Source organism: Streptomyces sp. NPDC033165, from assembly GCF_055577965.1.
Window position 1 is genome coordinate 407,183 of record NZ_JBVIPK010000003.1, and the last position, 15,755, is coordinate 422,937.

At 72.1% G+C, this 15,755-nt stretch carries 16 protein-coding genes; 12 read left to right on the plus strand and 4 right to left on the minus strand.

Going from position 1 to position 15,755, the window contains the following annotated elements; all coding sequences use genetic code 11:
• Positions 1 to 163: 163 nt before the first annotated feature.
• The 9 genes from ACZ5WC_RS09660 (at position 164) to ACZ5WC_RS09700 (ending at position 8,325) form a co-directional block, all read left to right on the plus strand.
• Positions 164 to 1,294: a cytochrome P450 gene (locus ACZ5WC_RS09660; protein ID WP_468540543.1), complete on the plus strand. Its 1,131-nt coding sequence runs from the start codon at positions 164 to 166 to the stop codon at positions 1,292 to 1,294.
• Positions 1,291 to 2,136 carry an enoyl-CoA hydratase/isomerase family protein gene (locus ACZ5WC_RS09665; protein ID WP_468540283.1) on the plus strand — a complete coding sequence of 282 codons (846 nt, stop codon included), beginning with the start codon at positions 1,291 to 1,293 and terminating at the stop codon, positions 2,134 to 2,136. The genes ACZ5WC_RS09660 and ACZ5WC_RS09665 overlap by 4 nt, the downstream gene beginning before the upstream one ends.
• A gap of 31 nt (positions 2,137 to 2,167) precedes the next feature.
• Positions 2,168 to 3,169, plus strand: a complete 1,002-nt coding sequence (locus tag ACZ5WC_RS09670) for a TerC family protein (RefSeq protein WP_468540284.1) — start codon at positions 2,168 to 2,170, stop codon at positions 3,167 to 3,169.
• Between the two features lie 60 nt (positions 3,170 to 3,229).
• On the plus strand, positions 3,230 to 3,430 hold the full coding sequence (locus ACZ5WC_RS09675) for a hypothetical protein (protein ID WP_468540285.1): 201 nt from the start codon (positions 3,230 to 3,232) through the stop codon (positions 3,428 to 3,430).
• Between the two features lie 86 nt (positions 3,431 to 3,516).
• Positions 3,517 to 4,320 (plus strand): VOC family protein, encoded by an 804-nt coding sequence (locus ACZ5WC_RS09680; RefSeq protein ID WP_468540286.1) that lies wholly within the window; start codon positions 3,517 to 3,519, stop codon positions 4,318 to 4,320.
• A gap of 190 nt (positions 4,321 to 4,510) precedes the next feature.
• Entirely contained in the window at positions 4,511 to 4,906 is a 396-nt protein-coding gene (locus ACZ5WC_RS09685; protein WP_103509654.1) for a TOBE domain-containing protein, read from the plus strand.
• 79 nt (positions 4,907 to 4,985) lie between these two features.
• Positions 4,986 to 5,795, plus strand: coding sequence for a molybdate ABC transporter substrate-binding protein (modA, locus tag ACZ5WC_RS09690; RefSeq protein ID WP_468540287.1), 810 nt, complete (start codon positions 4,986 to 4,988; stop codon positions 5,793 to 5,795).
• Between the two features lie 84 nt (positions 5,796 to 5,879).
• Positions 5,880 to 7,826 (plus strand): ABC transporter permease, encoded by a 1,947-nt coding sequence (locus ACZ5WC_RS09695; RefSeq protein ID WP_468540288.1) that lies wholly within the window; start codon positions 5,880 to 5,882, stop codon positions 7,824 to 7,826.
• Positions 7,827 to 7,959: 133 nt separating this feature from the next.
• The gene (locus ACZ5WC_RS09700) at positions 7,960 to 8,325 is read left to right on the plus strand and encodes a PH domain-containing protein (RefSeq protein WP_096626497.1); all 366 of its coding nucleotides are present in this window, start codon (positions 7,960 to 7,962) and stop codon (positions 8,323 to 8,325) included.
• 17 nt (positions 8,326 to 8,342) lie between these two features.
• On the opposite strand, the gene ACZ5WC_RS09705 is transcribed toward ACZ5WC_RS09700, so the two are convergent.
• Positions 8,343 to 9,113, minus strand: a complete 771-nt coding sequence (locus ACZ5WC_RS09705) for a peptidoglycan recognition protein family protein (RefSeq protein ID WP_468540289.1) — start codon at positions 9,111 to 9,113, stop codon at positions 8,343 to 8,345.
• Positions 9,114 to 9,285: 172 nt separating this feature from the next.
• On the opposite strand from ACZ5WC_RS09705, the gene ACZ5WC_RS09710 reads away from it, so the two are divergent.
• Both ACZ5WC_RS09710 and ACZ5WC_RS09715 read left to right on the plus strand, forming a co-directional pair.
• Positions 9,286 to 10,821, plus strand: coding sequence for an APC family permease (locus ACZ5WC_RS09710; protein WP_468540290.1), 1,536 nt, complete (start codon positions 9,286 to 9,288; stop codon positions 10,819 to 10,821).
• Between the two features lies 1 nt (position 10,822).
• Complete coding sequence (locus ACZ5WC_RS09715; protein ID WP_468540291.1) at positions 10,823 to 11,248, plus strand: universal stress protein; 426 nt, start codon at positions 10,823 to 10,825, stop codon at positions 11,246 to 11,248.
• A 23-nt stretch (positions 11,249 to 11,271) separates the two neighbouring features.
• On the opposite strand, the gene ACZ5WC_RS09720 is transcribed toward ACZ5WC_RS09715, so the two are convergent.
• Positions 11,272 to 12,498, minus strand: coding sequence for a cation:proton antiporter (locus ACZ5WC_RS09720; RefSeq protein WP_468540292.1), 1,227 nt, complete (start codon positions 12,496 to 12,498; stop codon positions 11,272 to 11,274).
• A 195-nt stretch (positions 12,499 to 12,693) separates the two neighbouring features.
• On the opposite strand from ACZ5WC_RS09720, the gene ACZ5WC_RS09725 reads away from it, so the two are divergent.
• Positions 12,694 to 13,779 (plus strand): acyltransferase family protein, encoded by a 1,086-nt coding sequence (locus ACZ5WC_RS09725; RefSeq protein WP_468540293.1) that lies wholly within the window; start codon positions 12,694 to 12,696, stop codon positions 13,777 to 13,779.
• Positions 13,780 to 13,787: 8 nt separating this feature from the next.
• Here ACZ5WC_RS09725 and ACZ5WC_RS09730 read toward each other — a convergent pair whose 3' ends face one another.
• The gene (locus ACZ5WC_RS09730; RefSeq protein ID WP_468540294.1) at positions 13,788 to 13,991 is read right to left on the minus strand and encodes a hypothetical protein; all 204 of its coding nucleotides are present in this window, start codon (positions 13,989 to 13,991) and stop codon (positions 13,788 to 13,790) included.
• A 132-nt stretch (positions 13,992 to 14,123) separates the two neighbouring features.
• Entirely contained in the window at positions 14,124 to 15,710 is a 1,587-nt protein-coding gene (locus ACZ5WC_RS09735) for a DEAD/DEAH box helicase (protein WP_468540295.1), read from the minus strand.
• Between the last annotated feature and the right edge of the window lie 45 nt (positions 15,711 to 15,755).

Genomic DNA, 15,755 nt, shown 5'->3' on the forward strand with positions numbered 1-15,755 from the left:
AGGGCGGTAACCACGGGCCTAGGTCAAGGAACTCTGCGTGAGTATCACAGGCGGCAAGGACAGGACCCCCGACGGCCGACGCGCGGTGGTCGGCCTGCTCCGCAGACTCAACTCCGCGGAAGGGCAGGCCGATCCCTACGGAATACTCGCGGAGCTACGGACGATGGGTGACGTCGTCCGAGCTCCGTGGGACGGGTATTTCGTCACCGGATTCGACACCTGCGCCAAGGTCCTGCGCGGCCGCGACTGGCTGACCCCCGACTTCGCCTGGCAGGAGCGGCAGGAGGACAGCGAGCGCTGGGAGGCCGTCGCCACCCGGGAGATGACCGGCACGCTCTCCCGGCTCAACGCGCCCGAGCACACCTGCCAGCGGCGCAGCCTCGGCAACCTCTTCGACCGCTCCACCATCGAACGCCTCACCCCCGACGTCGAGGGCCACGCCGACCGGCTGCTGGACGAGCTGGCCGACAAACTCCGCTGGGGCGAGGCCGACTTCGTCTCCACGGTCAGCGAGCAGCTGCCGATCAGCACGGTCGGCTCCTGGCTCGGCATACCGCCCGAGGACTATCCGCGGATCCTGGAGATGACGCACAGCCAGGTGTACGCCCAGGAGTTACTGCCGACCAAGTCGCAGCTCGCGGTCTCCGCCGGGGCGACCGTACAGCTGCGCGCCTACTTCAACGGCCTGATCGCCCGCCGCCGGGCCGAGCCGCGCGACGACGTGCTGACCGGCTGGATCCACACCTGGGACGCGATGGAAGCGGACCGGGAGCGGGCGGACGAGGTCCTCTACCGCCTCACCATGTTCGTCACGATCGCCTCGCTGGAGACCACCGCCACCCTGCTCTCCGCGATGACCTCGCTGCTGCTGGCCGAGCCCGGCCGCTGGGAGTGGCTGCGGGAGCACCCGGAGCACATCGACGCGGCCGTCGACGAGGTGCTGCGCTACGACCCGCCCATCCACATCAACACCCGGATCGCCGCCGAGGACACCGTCCTGGCCGGGGTCCCGATCGAGAAGGACAGTATGGTGCACGTCCTGTACGGAGCCGCCAACCACGATCCGCGGCGCAATCCGGACCCCGGCGCCTTCGACATCCTGCGCGGCGGCAGCCACCTCACGTTCGGCGGCGGGGTGCACTACTGCCTGGGCGCCGCACTGGCCAAGCTGGAGGCCCGGACGCTGCTGACGCGCATGCTGGACCGTTTCCCCACGCTGCACACCACGTCCCCCGCGGTGTACGCCACCCGTATGGTCTTCCGCCGGGTCACCTCGCTGGGCGTGGCGCTGTGAAGCTCTCGCTGCCCGACTTCCTGAGCTCCTCCTCGCCCGCTCCCCCGCCCTCCTCGTCGGACGAGCGTCCCGCGACGGTACGCACCCGGCGCGAGGGGGCCGTTCTGCACGTGGAGCTGCACGCGCCTGCGAGCGGCAACGCGGTGACCGAGGCGATGCTCGACGAGCTGCTGGACCTCTACACCGCCCCGGACCCCGAGGTGCGGGTCGTGGTGCTCAGCGGCGCCGGGGACGACTTCTGCCTGGGCGGCGACCGTACGGAGTTCGCCCAGTGGCTGGAGGAGGACCCCGCCGGCCGGGGCATCCGGGTCTCCGGGGAGAAGGCCCGCCGGGTCTGCGAGGCGATCTCCGGCAACCGGGCGGTGACCATCGCCCGGGTCCAGGGCAAGGCCGTCGGCGCGGGCTTCGCGCTCGCCCTCGCCTGCGATCTGCGGGTCGGCGCGGACACCGCCTCCTTCCGGCTGCCGGAGCTGGCGCTCGGGCTGCCGACCGCCTGGGGCGGGCTGCTGCCCCGGCTGATCCACGAGGTCGGCGCGGCCCGGGTCCGCGAGCTGATCCTCACCGGGCGTTCCTTCGACGCCACCGAGGCGCACGGGTTCTCCGTCCTCCAGCGTGTGGTGGCCGAAGCGGAGCTGGACGAGGCGGTCGCCGCCTGGGCGAAACCGGTGGTCCGCCGCCCGGAGGCCGCCCTGCGGGTGACCAAGGCGCTGCTCAACTCCTACGCCGCCGCCACCCGGCTGGCCGACCCCTCGTTCCTCGACGCGGAGCTGATGGCCTCGGTCGCTGCCGTGAATCCGCGTTCTCCGGCGCGCAGTAGCGGCCTTGGCGGGGCACACTCTTAAGAACCCAACGGGCGAAGGGGAGGTCTCCGGCGTGGATGTACCGGTGTGGCTCTGGATCGTGTTCGCGGTAACCGTGGTCGTCTCGCTGGCGGTCGACCTGCTGGCGCATCGCAAGGCGCATGTCATCGGCTTCAAGGAGGCCGGGCTGTGGAGCGCGCTGTGGGTCGGCCTCGCGCTGGTCTTCGGCGCGGTCGTCTTCCTGACCCTCGGGACGACGGCGGGCACGGAATACACCACCGCCTGGCTGCTGGAGAAGAGCCTCTCGGTCGACAACCTCTTCGTCTTCGCACTGATCTTCGCCTATTTCAAGGTGCCCCGGGAGTATCAGCACCGGGTGCTGTTCTTCGGCGTCATCGGCGCTCTCGTCTTCCGGGCGATCTTCCTGACAGCCGGTGTCGCGGTGGTGAACCGCTTCACGTTCGTGCTGTTCCTCTTCGCCCTGGTCCTTTTCTACAGCAGCTACAAAATCCTCAGCGGCCAGGAGGAGAACTTCGACCCGGGGAAGAGCTTCGCGGTACGGATGCTGCGGAAGATCATGCCGGTGCAGAACGAGTACGCCGGCACGCACTTCGTCGTGCACAAGGAGGGGCGGCGGATCGGCACCCCGCTGCTCGCGGTGGTCGCCGCGATCGAGGCGGCCGACCTCATCTTCGCCGTCGACAGCGTCCCGGCCGTGCTCGCGGTCAGCGACGACCTCTTCATCGTCTACACCAGCAACGCCTTCGCGATCCTGGGGCTGCGGGCCCTGTTCTTCCTGCTGGCGGGGCTGCTGGACCGGTTCCACTACCTGAGCCACGGGCTGGCGATCATTCTCGCCTTCATCGGGGTCAAGCTCATTCTCCAGGCCTGCCACAAGATGATCAGCACCTCCATTCCGGAGATCCCCTCGCCGGTGAGCCTGGCGGTGATCGTCGTCATTCTGGCGGTGTCGGTGACCCTGAGCATCCGCCGCCCGCCGAGGCCCCCGGGCGAGGCGGGCGGTGCGGCCGGAACGGGCGGCACGGACGCCGGTACCGCCAATACCGACAAGTAAAGCAGCGGCAAAGCAGAGGGAAAGCCTTTCCAAAGCCCCGGTCGGGCCTATCGTGAGGAAATGGCCAGCAAAGAGCGTGAGACCCGGCAGCGGGCCGCTTTCATGTGCCCGACCTGCAAGGAAGCCGTCCCGTCCGAGATCCACCGCCACAAGACCCTGGGGATCTTCGTCCCGGTCTGGCGTCCGGGCCCCTGCCAGAACCCCGACTGCCCGGACTACGCCCCCGAGGAGCGGCAGCACCGGCACCGGTCGCGCCACTGATGTCCCGACGCGCGGTCTCACCCCCGGCTGGCTAGCGTTGGCCGTACGGGTGGGGCCGACGACCGGACGCAGGGAAGGACCGCGCCATGGCTGTACGACCGGAAGGCACTCCGTGCTGGGCGGACGCGATGTTCGCCGACACCGAGAGGGCCAAGAGCTTCTACGCGGATGTGCTCGGCTGGACGTTCGGCGAGGCCGCGCCGGAGTTCGGGGACTACACGCAGGCGTTCGCGGACGGCAAGGCGGCCGCCGCCGTCTCCCCGCCCATGCCGGGCGAGGAGGAAAGCCCTTCGGCGTGGTGTCTCTACCTCGCCTCCCCGGACGCCGCCGCGACCGCGGACAAGGTCCGCGACAACGGCGGCGAGGTGCTGGTGGAGCCGATGCAGGTCGGCGACTTCGGCACGATGGCGCTGGCCCGCGACCCGGGCGGCGCCGTCTTCGGCATCTGGCAGGCGAACAGCCACGAGGGGTTCGAGACGGAGATGGGCGCCCCCGGCGGGTACTGCTGGGGCGAGGTCTTCACCCGGGACCCGAAGGCCGTCGACGCCTTCTACCCGGCGGTCTTCCCCTACACGGCACGGAAGTTCGACGACGAGTCGATGGACTTCGCCATGTTCGACGTCCAGGGGCAGACGGTCCTCGGCCGGATGGCGATGGGCGACGACTTCCCGCCCGACGTGCCCTCCTACCTGAACGTGTACTTCTCCGTCCCGGACTGCGACGCGGCGGTGGCGAAGGCGACCGAGCACGGCGGAGTGCTGCGGTTCGGGCCGATGAACAGCCCGTTCGGCCGGTTCGCCGCGCTCAGCGATCCGCAGGGCGCCTCGTTCTCGGTGATCGACGTGACGACCACCGAGGGCGAGATGCCGGCGACGAGCCCGGTGACCTGACCGGGACTGTCACCCGCCGACCGAAACGACCGGCACCGACGGGCCGCGACCGGGGAGAACGGCGCGGCCCGTCGACGTGCCCGGCAACGCCCGCCCCTCCCCGTACGTTCCTCCGAGAGCCACCGCATCTGCGATGGACCATCGTCCAGAGAATGGCAGATACCAGCCTGATTGGCCTAGCGTGCCGCACATGCAGTCCTACACAATCGGCCAGGCAGCACGACTTCTCGGTGTCAGTCCCGACACCGCCCGCCGCTGGGCGGACGCCGGGCGGGTCGCGACCCATCGCGACGAGGCCGGGCGCCGTCTGATCGACGGCCGCGCGCTGGCCGCCTTCTCGATCGAGGTCGGCCAGGGTGCGGGCGGCGAGGACGAGGCCCCCTACACCTCGGCCCGCAACGCGTTCCCGGGCATCGTCACCGCGGTGAAGCTCGGCGATGTGGCGGCCCAGGTCGAGATCCAGGCCGGTCCGCACCGGCTCGTCTCGCTCCTGACCAGGGAGGCGGTGGAGGAGCTGGGCCTGGAGGTCGGCATGCGGGCGACCGCCCGCGTGAAGTCGACCAGCGTGCACATCGACCGCACCTGAGGCCAACCGGACCGACCGGCCGGCGGCCCGCCGCTGCCCCCGTACCGCACCGCCTACGCACGCAAGGAGCCTCAGCCTCGTGTCCCTCCTGCTCACCCGCCGCCGCGCGGCCGCCGCCCTGGCCACCGCGCTCCTCGTCCCGCTCGCCGCCTGCGGCGACGACGGTTCCGGCACGGACGAGGACAGCGGCGCGAAGCCGTCCGGCTCCGCCTCGCGCGCCCCGGCCGCCGACCTGACCGTGCTGGCCGCCGCCTCGCTCACCGACGCCTTCGAGGAGGCGGGGGCGGCGTACGAGAAGGAGAACCCGGGCACGAAGGTCACGTTCTCCTTCGCGGGCTCCCAGGAGCTGGCCGCGCAGGTGAGGCAGGGCGCCCCCGCCGACGCCCTGGTCACCGCCGATACCAGGACGATGGACGGCCTCTCCGGCGAGACCGGCACCCCGACCGTCATCGCCGGGAACCGCCTCGTCATCGCCGTCGGCGAGGGCAACCCGGAGAAGGTCGAGAACCTCAAGGACCTCTCCGACCCCCGGCTGAAGGTCGTCCTGGCCGCCCCCGAGGTGCCGGTGGGCCGCTACGGCAAGCAGATCCTCGACGCGCAGAGGGTCGAGGTGAAGCCGGTCTCCCAGGAGCCCAGCGTCCGCGCGGTCCTCAGCAAGGTCGAGCTGGGCGAGGCGGACGCGGGGCTCGTCTACGGGACGGACGCCGCGACCGCCACCGACAAGGTCGACGCGATCGACATCCCGGACGCCGAGAACGCCGTGGCCTCCTACCCGGCCGCCACGCTGAAGGCGTCCCGGCACAGCGAGGCCGCCGCCGCGTTCGTCGCCTGGCTCACCACGCCCGCCGCACAGAAGATCCTCCGGAGCGCGGGCTTCCAGCAGCCCTGACCGCACCCCGCACACCCCGGCAGGCCCGTTCCGTCCGACGGGCGAGCCGGGCACCGCACTTCCCGCCGCCCGACGAGGTCACTCATGAAACGACCGGCACCGCGCCCTACGCCCGGAGGCCGCGCCCCGCTCCTGCTGACGGTGCCCGCGCTGCTGGCCGTGGCGTTCCTGATGCTGCCGCTCGTCGGCATCCTGGCCCGTACCTCCTGGGGCGAGCTCGGGGCTCACCTCACCGCCGAGCCGACCACCCGGGCGCTCCGGCTCTCCCTGCTGGTCTCGCTCTGGTCGCTCGGGCTCTCGCTGCTGTTCGGGGTGCCGCTGGCCTGGCTGCTGGCCCGGGTGCCGTTCCCCGGCAAGGCGTTCGTCCGCTCGCTGGTGCTGCTGCCGATGGTGCTGCCGCCCACGGTCGGCGGGGTGGCCCTGCTGCTGGCCTTCGGCCGGCGCGGGCTGCTCGGGCCGTGGCTGGAGGACACCTTCGGCATCACGCTCCCCTTCCACACCGCGGGGGCCGTGCTGGCGGCGACGTTCGTCGCGATGCCCTTCCTGGTCATCTCGCTGGAGGGCGCGCTCGGCGGACTGCGCCCCCGGTACGAGGAGACCGCCGCGTCCCTCGGCGCCCCGCCGGTACGGGTGTTCCTCACCGTGACGCTGCCGATGGTCGCCCCCGGGCTCATCGCCGGAGCCGCCCTGACCTGGGCGCGGGCGCTCGGCGAGTTCGGCGCGACCATCACCTTCGCCGGGAACCTCCCGGGCACCACGCAGACCCTGCCGCTCCAGGTGTACCTGCTGCTCCAGGACTCCCCGGAGGCCGCCACCTCGGTGTCGCTGCTGCTCCTGGCCATCGCGATGATCGTGCTGATCGCCCTGCGCGGCCGCTGGACCGGTACCCCGGGCGACCACCGCGAACGGACCGCCCGCCCGGAGGAGCCGGCGAGCACCCCACCGGACGTCCTGCCCGAACCACCCCCGTACGTACGGGAGAAGGCCCCCCAGGAACGCTGGTCCCTGCACGCGGACGTCACCGGCTTCACCCGCCTCGCCCTGGACGCGGACCCCGGCACCACCATCGCGGTCGTCGGCCCCAACGGCGCGGGCAAGACCACCCTCCTGCGGGCCCTCCTCGGCCTCACGCCCCGCGCCCGCGCCCGACTGCTCCTGGGCGACAGCGACGTGTCGGAACTCCCCCCGCACCGCCGGGGCGTCGCCTGGGTCCCCCAGGACGGGGCGCTCTTCCCGCACCTGAGCGCCCTGTCCAACACGGCGTACGGGCTCCGCGCCCATGGCGTGCCGCGCGCGGAGGCCCGGCGCGAGGCCCAGGGCTGGCTGGACCGGCTCGGGGTGGGCCACCTCGCCGAGCGCAAGCCCGCCCAGCTCTCCGGCGGGCAGGCCCAGCGGGTCGCCCTGGCCCGCGCGCTGGCCGCCCGCCCGCGCCTCCTGCTGCTGGACGAACCGCTCGCCGCCCTCGACCAGAGCACCCGGGCCCGGGTGCGGCACACCCTGCGCGGGCACCTCGCGGAGTTCGGCGGGGTCTGCCTGATCGTCACGCACGACCCGGTCGAGGCGGTCTCGCTGGCCGACCGGGTCCTGGTGCTGGAGGACGGCAGGGTCCTCCAGGACGAGCCGCCCGCCGAGGTCACCCGGCACCCGCGCTCGCCGTGGGTGGCCCGGATGCTGGGCCGCAACGCCTGGCCGGGCACCGCCACCGCCGACGGCCTCGCCCTGGAGGGCGGCGGGCACCTCGTGATCGCCGAGCCCCTCCCGGCGAACACGGACGCCCTCGCGGTCATCGCCCCGGAAGCCGTCTCCGTACACCGGGAGCGGCCCACCGGCAGCCCGCGCAACGTCTGGCCGGGCACGGTCCGCGAGATCACCTCGGGCGGCAGCAGACTGCGGCTGCTGATCACCTCGGCCGAGGCCCCGGACCTGGTCGCGGAGATCACCCCGCAGGCCGCGGCCGAGCTGGGCATCGCCGAGGGGACGCCCGTCTGGACGAGCGTGAAGGCGACGGAGGTGACGGCCGTCCCCCTGTAGCGGCCCCTCGGCGGCCGGGAACCTTCGCCCCCGTCGGCACGTAGTTCCTACGACGGCCGGGAGAGGCGCGAGGCGATGCTTCGGCACGACGGCCGGAAGACGCACAGACGCACAGACGCACCCCGGGGGACCCATGGCACTGTTCGGCAACGCCCACACGATCAATCCGGCCACCGCCCAGCAGGACTACGCCCGGCTGCTCGGCCAGGGCGAGCAGGTCCACGCCGCGTTCCTGCTGATCCGCGACACGATCCTGTTCACGGACCGGCGGCTGATCCTCGTCGACAAGCAGGGCATCACCGGCAAGAAGGTGGAGTACCACTCCGTCCCGTATCGCAGCATCACCCACTTCGCCGTGGAGACGGCCGGGACGTTCGACCTCGACGCCGAGCTGAAGATCTGGATCTCGGGCAGCGCCACCCCGCTCCAGAAGACCTTCACCAAGGGCGTCGACATCTACGAGGTGCAGGCGATACTGACGCAGTTCGTCGCCCGGTAGCCACCCCGGCGCGGCGCTCAGAAGTACGGCCGCAGCCGGGCCGCCTCCGAGTGGCCCGGCACGGAGGCGCGCAGCCTCGCCGTGCGCTCCCGCAGCTGGGGCAGCAGCCCGTACAGCGCCTCCCCGGGGCAGCGGGTCTCATAGCTGTCGCGGTGGCCGGAGATGACGTGCAGCCGGGCCACCTGGCCCTCGTCGAAGCGGCTCTCGTCGTTCGTCGAGACCAGCTCGACCGTGCCCAGCGGGTCCGCCCCGGGCCGCAGCTTCCAGGCGGCGAGCCGCACCAGCGCGTCCATCATGGGCTTCGGCACCTCGGCGCCCTCGCCGAAGTCGCCGATCGCCGCGACGCCGACGGTATCGGTGTTGAACCCCTTGGTGTGGGCCCCGAGCACCGCCCGGGCGACCCCGCCGCCCCGGCCCTCGTAGATCGTGCCGCAGCGGTCGACGAGGAAGTTGTAGCCGATGTCGTCCCAGCCCTCCTGCTCGATGTGGCCGCTCTGGACGGCCCGGATCAGTTCGGGGGCGTCCGCGCAGTCGTAGTGGTTGGGGTTGCCGGTGTGGTGCACGAACAGCGCCTTCGCCGCACCGGTGTAGTGCGGCTCCTCCTTCACCAGCTCCTCGTCCGCGTGCCACTCCCGGCGGCTGACGACCGCGGGCTGCGGGAGCCCGCGCGGCGGCCGGGGCCCGGTGGCCAGCTCCGTCCGGGGCGCGTGGACCGCCGGGCCGTCCCCGAACACCAGGAGGGCCAGGGGCAGGACCAGGACGCCCAGGACGAGTCGGCGGGACCACATGGTCTCCACCCTGCGCCCCGGCCTCCGGCTTCGCAGAGGAGCGGGCCGATCGGGTGACCCCCGTCCGGCGGGGGCGTTTCGTCCGGAATGCACACCGGGGCGGGCGTTCTTACGATGAGGTCCGGATCATCCGCCGCACCCTGCGGGGGGAGCCCGGCCGGATCGAGGAACCATGGCCCACGACCGTATGCAGGACGAACCCGCGGTCGGCCTGAAGCCGAACGCCATCGGGTTCGTCGACGCCCTCGTCATCGGCCTCAACTCGACCTCCCCGGCCTATTCGCTGGCCGCCGTGATCGGCCCGATCGTGGCCCTGGCGGGGATCTACGCCCCGGGCGTCATGTTCGCCTCGTTCGTGCCGATGCTGCTGATCGCCTCGGCGTTCTACTACCTGAACAAGGTCGACCAGGACTGCGGCACGACGTTCTCCTGGGTGACCCGGGCGATGGGCCCGTGGGCGGGCTGGCTCGGCGGCTGGGCGATCACCATGACCGGTGTGCTGGTGGTCGGTTCGCTGGCCGATGTGGCGGTGAGCTTCACCCTGCTGGCCGTCGGCCTGGACGGCTGGGTCGAGAACGACTTCGTCCGCCAGCTGCTGACCGTGCTGCTGATCATCGTGATGACCGGGCTCTGTGTGATCGGCACCGAGCTGTCGGCCAGGGTGCAGAACGCGCTGATCCTTCTTCAGGTCGCGTTCCTGCTGGTCTTCGTCGCGGTGGCGCTGTACCGGGTGTACGCGGGTACCACCGGCTTCGACTCGATCGAACCGTCCCTGAGCTGGCTGCATCCGTTCGGCGCCGGTGGCGCCGCGCTGACCGGCGGGCTGCTGCTCGGGGTGTTCATCTACTGGGGCTGGGAGTCCGCGGTCAACCTCACCGAGGAGACGGAGAACTCGGCGAGCGCCCCGGGCAAGGCGGGCCTGTGGTCCACCGTGGTGCTCCTGGTGACCTATCTGTCGGTCGCCATCGCGGTCGTCGCCTTCGCGGGCACGGCGTTCCTGGCGGAGAACGCGGGCGAGGAGGAGTTCGTCTTCGCCCGGCTCGCCGGGGACGTCCTGGGCGGCTGGGACTGGATCCTGCTGCTCGCGGTGGCCACCTCGGCGATCGCCTCGACGCAGACGACGATCATCCCGGCGTCCCGGACCGCGCTGTCGATGGCCCGGCGTCAGGCACTGCCGCAGCACTTCGGGCACATCAGCCCCCGGTTCCGTACCCCGGACGTCAGTACGTGGTGGGTCGCCGCGATCGCGATCGCCTGGTACCTGGTGGTGAACCAGATCAGCACCGAAGCGCTGTTCGACTCCCTCACCGCCCTGTCCCTGCTGATCGCCTTCTACTACGCGCTCACCGGGGTGGCCTGCGCGGTCTACTACCGGCGTCATCTCACCGAGAGCGTGCACAACTTCGTCCTCATCGGCCTCGGCCCCGTGGTCGGCGCCGGGCTGCTGACCTGGCTGCTGGTGCGCTCGGTGATGGACATGTCCGACCCGGCCAACTCCTACAGCGGCACGTCCTGGTTCGGGCTCGGCCCGCCGCTCGTCATCGGCATCGCGATCTCCGTGGTCGGCGTGGTCCTCATGGTGGTCTGGCGGCTGCGCGACGCGGTGTTCTGGCAGGAGCGGCCCTCGGTCCCCGACCCGGACCTGGTGCACGCCACGGTCACCAGGTCCGGTGAGCCCGCCGGCTCCGGTGACGGGAAGGGGCTCTGAGATGTCGGTTGTGCTCGGTTACGACGAATCCCCCGGCGCCGCCCGCGCCCTGCGCATCGCGATCGAGGTGGCGGCGGCGTACGGGGAGGAACTGATCCTCGTGTACGGGGCGGCCGCCCCGGGCCTGCGCGACGGGGCCGAATACCGCAGCCACTACGACGCGATCCGGCAGGCCGGGCGCACCGGACTGGAGCACGCCCTGACGGAGGCCGAGGCGGCGGGCGTACCGGCGAGTGTGGAGGTGCTGGACGAGAGCCCGGCCCAGGCGCTCCTGGACGCCGCCCAGCGGCACGGGGCCCGGGTCATCGTGGTCGGCACCTGGGGCGAGAGCCCCATGCGCGGCGCGCTCCTCGGCTCGACCCCGCACAAGCTGCTGCACATGTCTCCCGTCCCGGTGCTGTGCGTCCCGACGGAGGGCGCGCCCTGAGCACCGGAGGAGGGCGCGGGACCTCACCACGCCTCGCCGCTCTCCGCCGCGCGGGTCGGCGCCCCCGGCCCCGCGCCGTCCTCCTCCCTCCGCAACAACCGGAACGCCAGCAGGGGGAACGTCAGCACCGACACCAGTGCCGCGGCGACCAGAGCTGCGGCCTCGCCGGTACCGATCACCTTGTCGTCCAGGCCGATGGCGGTGATCGCGACCACCAGCGGCAGACAGGTGGAGGAGAACAGCGCGAGCGCGGAGCGGGGAGCCCGCCCGGTCAGGTCGCGCGGGGCCAGGAGGTACGCCGGTACGCCCCGCACCAGCAGGAACAGCAGCAGGAAGACCGGCACGAGCAGCAGCGGGCGGCCGCCGTCCAGGAGCGCCGCGAGGTCGAAGTCGATGCCCGTGACGACGTAGAAGAACGGGACCAGAAACCCGAACCCGATGGCCTCGATCCGCCCCAGGACCTCCCCGCTGCTCTCGGGCACCGACCCCTGGAGGACCAGCCGGGTCAGCATCCCGGCGGCGAACGCGCCGAGCAGGGTGTCCAGGCCGAAGACATGGGCCAGGCCCAGCATCCCGGCGAGCAGCAGCATCACGAAGCGGACGGCGAACTGGCCGCTGCTGTGCAGGGTCATGGCGATGATCCGGGCGAACCACGGGGGCCTGGGCCGCATCGCCCAGAACACCGCGCCCACCGTGATGGCGGCGAACCCCGCCAGGACCACGCTCGCCGCCCCCGGACTCCGCCCGCTGAACAGCAGGGCCATCGCCACGATCGGCCCGAACTCGCCGACCGCCCCGAACACCATCACCACCGACCCGAACCTCCCCTCCAGCCGCCCCGAGTCCCGCAGGATCGGCAGCACCGCCCCCAGGGCCGTGCTGGTGAGCGCGGTGCCGATCACCAGGCTCTTGGCCAGGTCCGCGCCGCTGAGGAGCAGGGCGACCCCGAGCCCGGCGGCGAACGAGAGGACCCAGGCCCCACCGCCCCGGCGCAGGGTGGCGCCACGGACCTCGGCGAACCGGATCTCGTACCCCGCGAGGAAGATCAGCATCGAGAGGCCGAGGTCGGACAGGGCGTCGATGACCTGGTCGTGATGGGCCCAGCCGAGCACATCCGGCCCGACCAGGATGCCGAGCACGATCTCGAAGATGACGACGGGGACGGACAGCCACCGCCCGGTCGCATAGCCGAGCAGCGGGGCGAGAACCGCCAGGGCCATGATCAGGACGAGGGTCCCGGGGTGCTCCATCGCTCGTGTATAGCAAGGAATGCGCCGTAATCACCCGTATTGACACCGAAAGGGCACTGCTGAGACGTCGGTCAGTCCGGGCCCTGCGTGCCCGCGCCGGGCGACCGTCGCGCACGCACTGGAGGTCGCCACCGAACGAAAGTGAGACAGAACACAGCGACCGGAGGGAACGCCTCCACCGCCTAGGGTGTCAGGATGCCTTCCCCCGTCACCTGGAAGCTGCCGCGCCCCACCGCCGCCGCCTCGCCCGGGACCGGCGCGACCGCCGCCGATGGCCGGGACCACTTCTTCGACAACGCGAAGTACCTGGCGATCGTGCTGGTGGCGATCGGACACGCCTGGGAGCCGCTTCCCTCCGGCCGTCTGGTGGAGGCGGCGTACACCTTCGTCTACACCTTCCACATGCCGGTGTTCATCCTGATCGCGGGCTACCTCTCACGGAACTTCGAGCTGCGGCCGGACCGGGTGTGGAAGCTGGTCACCAGCCTGCTGGTGCCCTACTTCGTGTTCGAGGTGCTGTACACGCTCTTCCACCGGGCGTTGCGCGACCCGGATTTCTCCCTGTCGCTGCTCTCGCCGTACTGGCTGCTGTGGTTCCTGCCCGCCCTGTTCTTCTGGCGGCTGTCCACGCCGATCTGGCAGGCCGTGCGCTTCCCGGTACTGGTCTCCCTCGCCATCGCCGCCCTGGCGACGGTGTCACCGGCCGCCGACGGGTCCCTGCCGGTCCAGCGCACCTTGCAGTTCCTGCCGTTCTACGTGCTGGGTCTGCGGCTGGGCCCGCAGCACTTCGCGCTCGTCCGCCGTACCTGGGTGCGTGTGGTCTCGGTGCCGGTGTTCGCGATCGGGATGCTGGTGGCGTACTGGCTGGTGCCCAGGACCTCCACCTCGTGGTTCTTCCGCAAGAACAGCGCCCAGGAGATGGACACCGCCCAGTGGACGGGCCCGGCGGCCACGCTCCTGCTGTTCGCGGCCGCCATCGTGCTGGGCGCCTGCTTCCTGTCCTGGGTGCCCCGGGGCCGCACCTGGATGACCGCGCTGGGGACCTGCACGCTGTACGGGTACCTGCTGCACGGCTTCGTCGTCCGCGGGCTGTTCTACGAGGGCTTCTACGACCGGCAGGTCTTCGACACCACCACGGGCACGGTCGTCGTCACCGTGGGCGCGGCCGTCATGGTGACCCTGTTGTGCTCTCCCCCCGTGCGGCGCCTGCTGCGCCCGCTGCTGGAGCCCCGCATGACCTGGGCCAGACAGCGCACCCCCGCCCGGCCGGCCAAGGACTGAGCGACGGGTCAACGGCTCAGCACGGAGCTCCGGCCGAGGACCGTCGCGTGCTCCAGGACGTCCTCCAGCGGATCGTCGATCTGGCCCGTCGCGATCAGGGCCACCTGCGGGCCGTTGTGGGAGTGGGTGTGGGACTCGTCGGCGTGCGCGGTTGCGGCGGGCAGCACGGACGCCGCCACCGTCACCCCGAGCGCGGTCAGCTTCCTCTTCATGGTGCGGATTCTCGTGCGGGCCGAAACCCGCGGGGCGCACCGACGCCCGGGCCCGGCGCCTTGTTACAGACGGTCACCTGACCGAGTGCCCCGGGGCCGCGAGGGCCCCGGGAAGACGCCGGCCCGTACGGGTCACGCGGCGCGGTTGCTCCGGCGCTGCGCGGCGGCCGCACGGGCCTCGCGCGTCGGCAGGTCCGGGCGACGGCTCCGGGCGGGAGCCCCGCCGCCGCGCTTGGTGCCCCGGCCCATGAACGCACCGCCACCGCGGCTGCCGCGCTCCTTGGGCGGGGCGGTGATGACGACCGGGACGCCCGAGGGCGCCTGCGCACCGGTGATCCGGCTCAGCTCGGCCTCGCCGGAGCGGACCTGGGCGATCTGCGGGGTGATCCCGGCGTCCGCCATCAGTCGGCTCATCTCGCGGCGCTGGTTGGGCAGGACGAGCGTGACGACGCTGCCGGACTCCCCGGCGCGGGCGGTGCGGCCGCCTCGGTGCAGGTAGTCCTTGTGGTCGCTCGGCGGGTCGACGTTGACGACGAGGTCCAGGTTGTCGACGTGGATGCCGCGCGCCGCGACGTTCGTGGCGACGAGGACCGTGACGTGCCCGGTCTTGAACCGCTCCAGGGTGCGGGTGCGCTGCGGCTGCGACTTGCCGCCGTGCAGCGCCGCCGCCCGGACCCCGCTCTGCAGCAGGTGGTCGGTGAGCTTGTCCACCGCGTGCTTGGTGTCCAGAAACATGATCACGCTGCCGTCGCGGGCCGCGATCTCCGTCGTGGTGGCGTACTTGTCGGAGCCCTGGACGTACAGGACGTGGTGCTCCATCGTCGTCACCGCACCGGCGGCCGGGTCGACGGAGTGCACGACCGGGTCGTTCAGGTAGCGCCGCACCAGCAGGTCGACGTTGCGGTCCAGGGTGGCCGAGAACAGCATCCGCTGCCCGTCCGGGTTCACCTGGTCGAGCAGCTCGGTGACCTGCGGCATGAAGCCCATGTCGGCCATCTGGTCGGCCTCGTCGAGGACGGTGATGGTGACGCGGTCCAGCTTGCAGTCGCCGCGCTCGATGAGGTCCTTGAGGCGGCCCGGGGTGGCGACGACGACTTCGGCGCCGCCGCGCAGCGCACTGGCCTGGCGGCCGATGGACATCCCGCCGACGACGGTGGCGATGCGGAGCTTGAGCGATCGGGCGTACGGGGTGAGCGCGTCGGTGACCTGCTGGGCCAGCTCCCGGGTGGGGACGAGGACCAGGGCGAGCGGGCGCTTGGCGTCGGCGCGGCGGCCCGCGGTGCGGGCCAGCAGGGCGAGCCCGAAGGCCAGCGTCTTGCCCGAGCCGGTGCGGCCGCGGCCCAGGACGTCCCGGCCGGCCAGCGAGTTGGGCAGGGTGGCCGCCTGGATCGGGAAGGGCACGGTCATGCCCTCGGCGACGAGCGCCGCCTTCAGCGGTGCGGGCATCTCCAGCTCACCGAAGGTCTCGGCGGCGGGAAGGGCCGGGGTGACGGTCACGGGCAGGGCGAACTCGCCCTTCACCCCGGACGCGGAGCGGCGGCCGTAGCCACCGGACCGGCCGGAGCCGCCCGATCCGCCCGGGCCGCCGGAGCCGCCGGACCGCCTGGGTCCGCCGCCGAACCCCGCGGCCCGGCGCTCACCGCCGGAGTGCCGGGGGGCGCCGCCGGAGCGGGTGCGGGAGAACCGGTCGTTCGAGCGGGGCGTACGTTCGCGATTCATGTAGAACCTTTCCTCGATGAGGCACGTGGGGCACGTATCGAGGGA

Coding starts and splice junctions, on each gene's coding strand:
- ACZ5WC_RS09725 (WP_468540293.1), top strand. CDS start 12,694: ATGCCTTCCCCCGTCACCTGGAAGCTGCCGCGCCCCACCGCCGCCGCC.
- ACZ5WC_RS09680 (WP_468540286.1), top strand. CDS start 3,517: ATGGCTGTACGACCGGAAGGCACTCCGTGCTGGGCGGACGCGATGTTC.
- ACZ5WC_RS09735 (WP_468540295.1), bottom strand. CDS start 15,710: ATGAATCGCGAACGTACGCCCCGCTCGAACGACCGGTTCTCCCGCACC.
- ACZ5WC_RS09700 (WP_096626497.1), top strand. CDS start 7,960: ATGGCACTGTTCGGCAACGCCCACACGATCAATCCGGCCACCGCCCAG.
- ACZ5WC_RS09730 (WP_468540294.1), bottom strand. CDS start 13,991: ATGAAGAGGAAGCTGACCGCGCTCGGGGTGACGGTGGCGGCGTCCGTG.
- ACZ5WC_RS09695 (WP_468540288.1), top strand. CDS start 5,880: ATGAAACGACCGGCACCGCGCCCTACGCCCGGAGGCCGCGCCCCGCTC.
- ACZ5WC_RS09685 (WP_103509654.1), top strand. CDS start 4,511: ATGCAGTCCTACACAATCGGCCAGGCAGCACGACTTCTCGGTGTCAGT.
- ACZ5WC_RS09660 (WP_468540543.1), top strand. CDS start 164: ATGGGTGACGTCGTCCGAGCTCCGTGGGACGGGTATTTCGTCACCGGA.
- ACZ5WC_RS09705 (WP_468540289.1), bottom strand. CDS start 9,113: ATGTGGTCCCGCCGACTCGTCCTGGGCGTCCTGGTCCTGCCCCTGGCC.
- ACZ5WC_RS09675 (WP_468540285.1), top strand. CDS start 3,230: ATGGCCAGCAAAGAGCGTGAGACCCGGCAGCGGGCCGCTTTCATGTGC.
- ACZ5WC_RS09715 (WP_468540291.1), top strand. CDS start 10,823: ATGTCGGTTGTGCTCGGTTACGACGAATCCCCCGGCGCCGCCCGCGCC.
- ACZ5WC_RS09710 (WP_468540290.1), top strand. CDS start 9,286: ATGGCCCACGACCGTATGCAGGACGAACCCGCGGTCGGCCTGAAGCCG.
- ACZ5WC_RS09720 (WP_468540292.1), bottom strand. CDS start 12,498: ATGGAGCACCCCGGGACCCTCGTCCTGATCATGGCCCTGGCGGTTCTC.